Here is a 7,503-nt window from a genome sequence, read left to right as displayed (position 1 = left end):
ATACCCTCCTCCGCCCACAGCCGGGTCAGGAACGCCAGGTCGCTCTCCCCGTACTGCACGCAGAACTCCCGCGCCGGATGGTCTTCATAAAACAGCGGCATCCATGCCGTCACCCCGTTCTCTTCAAGAAGCTGTGCTGATATCGTCTGAATGTCCTGCTGCTGGAAGATACGGAAGTTCTGCCGTAACCCCGCACGCCACAGCGGCGGGCTGATACTCAGGGAATAACGCATCTGCCAGTCGTTGTTCTCACCAGTCTGCACATCCGTCACGATACCGCTGACGTAACGCTGCGGGATATCACCCTGCCAGACCGTCAGCACCGCGCTCTTCTCCAGAAAATCCTCCGCCGTCAGGGCAGACAGTCCGCTGGCGATATCCACATCCAGGATGAACGGCGTGCAGTGGTGCTGGTACAGACGGAAGCTCACCACCGCCGTCGCCATCTCCACAATGCCGTCCACTGCCAGCGTGAAACGTAATCCTTCTGAGGACATATAAACCCCATAGCTACCGCACTCATGGTGCAAACCCTACAGATTTATAAGAAAGCCTTAAGTGAGATATCTGTCAGATAATAACTATTAGGAAAATATTTATATCACCATGATAAATATGTAATTTATTTGGAAGTAACAAACCATCAACATTTTCTGCCCTTTTTCCCATCACCAGGCCATACTGATATTTTTCCTCGCACAAAGGACTCGGCATGAAACTCGTCGGTAGCTACACCAGCCCGTTTGTACGCAAACTTTCTATTCTGTTGTTAGAAAAGGGCATAACTTTCGAATTTATTAATGAACTGCCCTATAGCGCGGACAATGGCGTGGCGCAATTTAACCCGTTAGGGAAAGTGCCGGTGCTGGTGACCGAAGAGGGCGAATGCTGGTTTGATTCGCCGATCATCGCTGAATATATTGAATTAATGAATGTCGCTCCGGCGATGTTGCCGCGCGATCCGCTGGAGTCGTTGCGAGTGCGCAAAATTGAGGCGCTGGCGGATGGCATTATGGATGCCGGGCTGGTGTCGGTGCGTGAACAGGCGCGTCCGGCGGCGCAGCAGTCTGAAGATGAATTGTTACGCCAGCGGGAGAAAATCAACCGCAGCCTGGATGTGCTGGAAGGATATCTGGTCGATGGCACGCTCAAAACTGATACAGTCAATCTGGCGACTATCGCCATTGCCTGTGCCGTCGGGTATCTCAATTTCCGCCGCGTTGCGCCGGGCTGGTGTGTGGACCGCCCACACTTAGTCAAACTGGTCGAGAATCTCTTTAGCCGCGAAAGCTTCGCTCGCACCGAACCGCCAAAGGCTTGATGCGCGATATGTCCTCCTGACCCATCTCACGTTACAATCCGTGGTTATGTTAAACGCCCTTCTCCGTGCGAGAGGGCCTTGATGAGCCTGGTTTCCTATGACAACCGAAACGCGTTCCCTCTATAGTCAACTTCCAGCTATCGATCGCTTATTGCGTGATAGCTCTTTCCTTTCTTTGCGTGATACTTATGGCCATACCCGTGTCGTGGAGTTGCTACGTCAAATGCTCGACGAAGCGCGGGAAATGATTCGCGACAGCCAGTCGCTGCCTGCATGGTGTGAAAACTGGGCGCAAGAGGTTGATGCTCGTCTGGCGAAAGAGGCGCAGAGCGCACTGCGTCCGGTGATCAACCTGACGGGAACCGTGCTGCATACGAACCTTGGGCGGGCATTGCAGGCGGAAGCGGCGGTTGAGGCTGTTACGCAAGTTATGCGTTTGCCGGTGACGCTGGAATATGATCTGGATGACGCCGGACGCGGGCATCGCGATCGTGCGCTGGCGCAGTTGTTATGTCGTATCACCGGCGCAGAAGATGCCTGTATCGTCAATAATAATGCGGCGGCGGTGCTGCTGATGTTGGCAGCAACTGCCAGTGGTAAAGAAGTGGTGGTTTCTCGCGGCGAACTGGTGGAGATTGGCGGCGCGTTTCGTATTCCCGATGTCATGCGTCAGGCAGGCTGCACCCTACATGAAGTAGGGACCACCAACCGCACGCACGCGAATGATTATCGTCAGGCAGTGAATGAAAATACCGCGCTGCTGATGAAGGTGCATACCAGTAATTACAGCATTCAAGGCTTCACCAAAGCGATAGACGAAGCTGAGCTGGTGGCGCTCGGCAAAGAACTGGATGTTCCCGTGGTGACTGATTTAGGCAGTGGTTCGCTGGTGGATCTCAGTCAGTATGGTTTGCCAAAAGAGCCTATGCCGCAGGAGTTGATTGCGGCGGGCGTCAGCCTGGTGAGCTTCTCCGGCGACAAGTTGTTAGGCGGGCCGCAGGCAGGGATTATCGTTGGTAAAAAAGAGATGATCGCGCGTTTGCAGAGTCACCCGCTGAAACGTGCATTACGTGCAGATAAAATGACACTCGCGGCGCTGGAAGCCACGTTGCGTCTTTATTTACACCCTGAAGCACTGAGTGAAAAATTACCGACCCTGCGTCTGCTTACCCGCAGCGCAGAGGTCATTCAAATCCAGGCGCAACGGTTGCAGGCACCCCTTGCCGCTCACTATGGCGCGGAGTTTGCGGTACAGGTTATGCCATGCCTGTCGCAGATTGGCAGTGGTTCGCTGCCGGTGGATCGTCTGCCGAGCGCGGCATTGACGTTTACGCCTCATGACGGACGCGGTAGCCACCTTGAGTCATTAGCTGCTCGCTGGCGTGAATTGCCGATTCCGGTGATTGGGCGCATTTACGACGGGCGTCTGTGGCTGGACCTACGCTGCCTCGAAGATGAGCAACGGTTTTTGGAGATGTTGTTGAAATGATTATTGCGACTGCCGGACACGTTGACCACGGCAAAACGACGTTATTACAGGCGATTACGGGCGTAAATGCCGACCGTCTGCCGGAAGAAAAGAAGCGTGGGATGACCATCGATCTCGGCTATGCCTACTGGCCGCAGCCGGATGGACGCGTGCCTGGATTTATTGATGTTCCCGGCCATGAAAAGTTTCTTTCTAATATGCTGGCGGGCGTTGGTGGTATCGATCACGCGCTGCTGGTGGTGGCGTGTGATGACGGCGTGATGGCACAGACCCGTGAGCATCTGGCGATTTTGCAGCTTACCGGTAACCCGATGCTGACAGTGGCATTGACTAAAGCCGATCGCGTGGACGAAGCGCGTGTTGATGAGGTTGAACGCCAGGTAAAGGAGGCGCTGCGGGAATACGGTTTTGCTGAGGCAAAACTGTTTATCACCGCAGCGACCGAAGGACGGGGAATTGATGCCCTGCGCGAACATCTGCTTCAGTTGCCGGAACGCGAACACGCCAGCCAACATAGTTTCCGACTCGCGATCGACCGCGCATTTACCGTAAAAGGTGCCGGGCTGGTGGTCACTGGTACGGCGTTAAGCGGGGAAGTGAAGGTAGGCGATTCACTATGGCTGACAGGTGTAAATAAACCGATGCGCGTGCGTGCGCTGCATGCGCAAAACCAGCCAACTGAAACCGCCCATGCCGGGCAGCGTATCGCGCTTAACATCGCTGGTGATGCGGAAAAAGAACAGATTAACCGTGGCGACTGGCTGCTTGCCGATGTGCCGCCAGAGCCGTTCACACGAGTGATTGTCGAGTTACAAACCCATACGCCGCTGACCCAGTGGCAGCCGCTGCATATTCACCACGCCGCCAGCCACGTTACGGGACGCGTTTCGCTGCTGGAAGATAACCTTGCCGAGCTGGTGTTCGACACGCCGCTGTGGCTGGCGGATAACGATCGCCTGGTGCTGCGCGATATCTCTGCCCGTAACACGTTGGCGGGGGCGCGGGTGGTGATGCTTAACCCGCCGCGTCGCGGTAAACGTAAGCCGGAATATCTGCAATGGCTGGCGTCACTGGCACGCACACAAAGCGATGCCGACGCACTGACCGTTCATCTGGAGCGCGGTGCGGTTAACCTTGCCGATTTCGCCTGGGCGCGTCAGCTCAATGGTGAAGGGATGCGCGAACTGCTGCAACAGCCGGGCTATATTCAGGCTGGTTACAGTTTGTTGAACGCTCCAGTTGCCGCCAGCTGGCAACGTAAAATTCTCGACACATTAGCAACTTATCATGAGCAACATCGCGATGAACCAGGTCCAGGGCGTGAGCGTCTGCGGCGCATGGCGTTGCCGATGGAAGATGAAGCACTGGTGCTGTTGCTGATTGAAAAGATGCGCGAAAGCGGCGACATTCACAGCCATCATGGTTGGCTGCATCTGCCGGATCACAAAGCGGGATTTAGCGAAGAGCAGCAAGCAATCTGGCAAAAAGTGGAACCGCTGTTTGGCAACGAGCCGTGGTGGGTGCGTGACCTGGCAAAAGAGACGGGAACTGACGAACAGGCAATGCGCCTGACACTACGGCAGGCGGCGCAGCAGGGGATAATTACGGCGATCGTTAAAGATCGTTATTACCGTAACGATCGGATTGTCGAGTTTGCCAACATGATCCGCGATCTCGATCAGGAGTGTGGCTCGACCTGTGCGGCGGATTTCCGCGATCGCTTAGGTGTTGGTCGAAAACTGGCAATTCAAATTCTGGAATATTTTGACCGCATTGGTTTTACGCGTCGTCGGGGAAATGATCATTTATTGCGTGACGCATTATTATTTCCGCATAAATAAGATAATGATTAATTCATATTAAATGCGAATTACTTTAAAAGTCTTATAAATTTTGAAAAAGCGCATTAGAACATGAGTCTAATGTGCTTTTTTTAATATACGATTCTAAAAAGAATAATATCGATCAACTTTTTAAATATAAATCCTCTGTAAGCTGCCCGCCCTTTTACCCTCGTTCTGGAGTGTGTTATGGCAGCTTCCACATTTTTTATTCCTTCTGTTAATGTCATTGGCGAAGATTCTTTAAAAGATGCGCAGAATATGATGGAGGAATATGGTTTTCGCCGTATATTAATTGTTACTGACAGAATGCTAGCGAAATTAGGTATGGCGGGAGAGGTACAAAAAGCCTTATATGACCGCAATATTTTTAGCATTATTTATGAGGGTACCCAACCTAATCCGACCACGAAGAATGTCGCAGAAGGTTTGAAAATGTTGAAGGAAAATAACTGCGACAGCGTGATCTCCTTAGGCGGCGGTTCTCCGCACGACTGCGCAAAAGGTATTGCACTGGTAGCCGCCAACGGTGGTGATATCCGTGATTATGAAGGCGTAGACCGCTCTGCAAAACCACAGTTGCCGATGATTGCCATTAATACCACGGCGGGTACAGCGTCTGAAATGACCCGTTTTTGCATCATCACCGACGAAGTGAGACATATCAAAATGGCGATTGTGGATAAACACGTTACCCCGCTGCTTTCGGTTAATGATTCCTCGCTGATGATCGGTATGCCTAAGTCACTGACCGCAGCTACCGGGATGGATGCTCTCACTCATGCCATCGAAGCGTATGTGTCTATTGCGGCAACGCCAATTACTGATGCCTGCGCGCTGAAAGCAATGACCATGATTGCGGAAAATCTACCGTTAGCCGTCGAAGATGGCAGCAACACTAAAGCGCGTGAAGCAATGGCTTATGCCCAGTTCCTCGCAGGTATGGCATTCAATAACGCTTCTTTGGGTTATGTTCATGCGATGGCGCATCAGTTAGGTGGCTTTTACGATCTGCCGCACGGCGTTTGTAATGCCATTCTGCTGCCGCACGTGCAGTTATATAACAGTAAAGTTGTTGCATCACGTTTGCGTGACTGCGCCGCGGCGATGGGTGTGAACGTCACAGGTAAAAATGATGCTGAAGGGGCAGAAGCCTGTATTAACGCGATTCGCGACCTGGCGCAGAAAGTGGATATCCCGGCAGGTCTGCGTGACCTGAACATTAAAGAAGAAGATTTCCCGGAGCTGGCAAGCAATGCCCTGAAAGACGCTTGTGGCTTTACTAACCCGATTCAGGCAACTGAGGAAGAAATTGTGGCGATTTATCGCGCTGCAATGTAATCCCCATTCTCTTGCGGCTGGCGTATTGTCAGCCGCTATCTCAAAATTTGCGATTTTTGAGATAGTTTCTTTAGTCTGCTATACACTATCTCAATATTGCGCTTTTTTGAGATAAGCAAATGGCTATCAAATCACCTCCCAGACTGATTCCTTTATCACACTTATCGGGTGAGGAACTCCAGGCCCACTTACGCTTTAACCGGGTTACCGATGAAAAAGGACGTTATCTGCCTTTTGATGAGTTGCAGTACCGCATCAAAAAAGGGGAAAACATTGAAGTGGCGTGGACGCTTACCCGGCTGGCGCGCAACGCGGCGATCCAGCGAATCAATTATTGCAATGAAGCGGGTGAGCAGGCCGGATTCAACATTACGCCAGTGATTGCAGAAGCGTGCGAGCTTGTCGACAAACATGCAACCGCGCTGGCGCTGAAAGATCAGACTGAACGGTTACGCGGGGCGGGCGCCGAGTTAAGCCAGTTACGCCTGGAAGAGCCGATTACCAGTTCCCAACTGGAAGGTGCGAATACCACGACGCTGGTGGCGAGAAAAATGCTGGAAACAGGGCGGGCGCCACGCACTGAAGACGAGCATATGATTGCGGGAAATGCCCGGCTGATGGCGGAAATTCCGCAATTACTCACAGAACCGCTGACACCTGCGCTTATACGTCAGTTACATGCTATTGGTATGGGGGGAATAAATGACGCGAAATATCGTCCGGGTGAATTTCGTGAAACAGATGATGTCGTGATCGCCGATTATGACGGCAATATTGTGCACCAACCGCCCGCTGCGGCATTGTTGCCGGAACGACTGGAAAAAGTTTGCCAGTGGTTAAACAGCCATGAAGGGTATATTCACCCGCTGGTCCGCGCCTGCATTCTGCATTTTATGCTGGCCCATGAACATCCGTTTCGCGATGGCAACGGGCGCACCAGTCGGGCGCTGTTTTACTGGTATATGCTGAAATCGGGCTACGATGTCTTTAAATATATTTCCATCAGCCGTTTGCTTCATGTTGCACCAGTCAAATATGCCACCAGCTACCAGTACACTGAATCAGATGGTATGGATCTGACTTATTTCCTTGAATATCAGGCGGGTGTCATTAAACGTGCTGTGCAAAACTGGCAGCAGCATATTGATGAAATTATGCAACGAAGCGCAAAACTTGACCGCCTATTGTTTAGTTCTGGTGTGCTTAGGCGACTGAATCCGCGTCAGGTGACGCTTCTGAATGTGATGCTCGCCAATCCGGGGAAAGAGTACACAGTTTCTGAAACCAGCGCGAGTCTGGGCGTCTCTGATAATACAGCGCGAACTGATTTACGGACGATTGTTAAAGAAGGATTTGCGCAAGAGAAGAAAATTAATGACCAGCAAGTAGTGTACGTCGCACATTACCCGCTGTAGTCCTTGCCAGTAAATTCGTGATAGCCGTCGTAAAGCTGTTACCGACTGGCGAAGATTTCGCCAGTCACGTCTACCCTTGTTATACCTCACACCGCA

General features: G+C 52.1%; 6 protein-coding genes. 5 read left to right on the top strand and 1 reads right to left on the bottom strand.

Annotated elements, in window-relative coordinates; genetic code table 11:
- The coding region (locus tag AACS80_RS17070; RefSeq protein ID WP_276609458.1) for a contractile injection system protein, VgrG/Pvc8 family at positions 1-497 on the bottom strand (497 nt) is incomplete at its 3' end.
- Positions 498-712: 215 nt separating this feature from the next.
- Here AACS80_RS17070 and AACS80_RS17065 point away from each other — a divergent pair.
- From AACS80_RS17065 to AACS80_RS17045, 5 genes are all read left to right on the top strand, one after another.
- A complete protein-coding gene (locus AACS80_RS17065; RefSeq protein WP_130206664.1) occupies positions 713-1,321 on the top strand; it encodes a glutathione S-transferase in 609 nt (202 codons plus the stop codon).
- 97 nt (positions 1,322-1,418) lie between these two features.
- A complete protein-coding gene (selA, locus tag AACS80_RS17060) occupies positions 1,419-2,810 on the top strand; it encodes an L-seryl-tRNA(Sec) selenium transferase (protein WP_130206662.1) in 1,392 nt (463 codons plus the stop codon).
- Positions 2,807-4,651 (top strand): selenocysteine-specific translation elongation factor, encoded by a 1,845-nt coding sequence (selB, locus tag AACS80_RS17055; protein ID WP_135410655.1) that lies wholly within the window; start codon positions 2,807-2,809, stop codon positions 4,649-4,651. The genes selA and selB overlap by 4 nt, the downstream gene beginning before the upstream one ends.
- Positions 4,652-4,840: 189 nt before the next feature.
- Positions 4,841-5,992 (top strand): L-threonine dehydrogenase, encoded by a 1,152-nt coding sequence (gene yiaY, locus AACS80_RS17050; protein WP_135410656.1) that lies wholly within the window; start codon positions 4,841-4,843, stop codon positions 5,990-5,992.
- Between the two features lie 119 nt (positions 5,993-6,111).
- Positions 6,112-7,407 (top strand): Fic family protein, encoded by a 1,296-nt coding sequence (locus tag AACS80_RS17045; RefSeq protein WP_135410657.1) that lies wholly within the window; start codon positions 6,112-6,114, stop codon positions 7,405-7,407.
- The last annotated feature ends 96 nt before the right edge of the window (positions 7,408-7,503 follow it).

The organism is Escherichia sp. E4385, from assembly GCF_963883145.1.
In the GTDB taxonomy this organism is placed as follows: domain Bacteria; phylum Pseudomonadota; class Gammaproteobacteria; order Enterobacterales; family Enterobacteriaceae; genus Escherichia.
Note: the sequence above shows the minus strand (reverse complement) of the source record. Positions and strands in the feature narration are given on the sequence as shown.

Excerpts from the sequence above, each read along its gene's own strand:
- AACS80_RS17065 (WP_130206664.1), top strand. The coding sequence starts at position 713 with ATGAAACTCGTCGGTAGCTACACCAGCCCGTTTGTACGCAAACTTTCT.
- selA (WP_130206662.1), top strand. The coding sequence starts at position 1,419 with ATGACAACCGAAACGCGTTCCCTCTATAGTCAACTTCCAGCTATCGAT.
- selB (WP_135410655.1), top strand. The coding sequence starts at position 2,807 with ATGATTATTGCGACTGCCGGACACGTTGACCACGGCAAAACGACGTTA.
- yiaY (WP_135410656.1), top strand. The coding sequence starts at position 4,841 with ATGGCAGCTTCCACATTTTTTATTCCTTCTGTTAATGTCATTGGCGAA.
- AACS80_RS17045 (WP_135410657.1), top strand. The coding sequence starts at position 6,112 with ATGGCTATCAAATCACCTCCCAGACTGATTCCTTTATCACACTTATCG.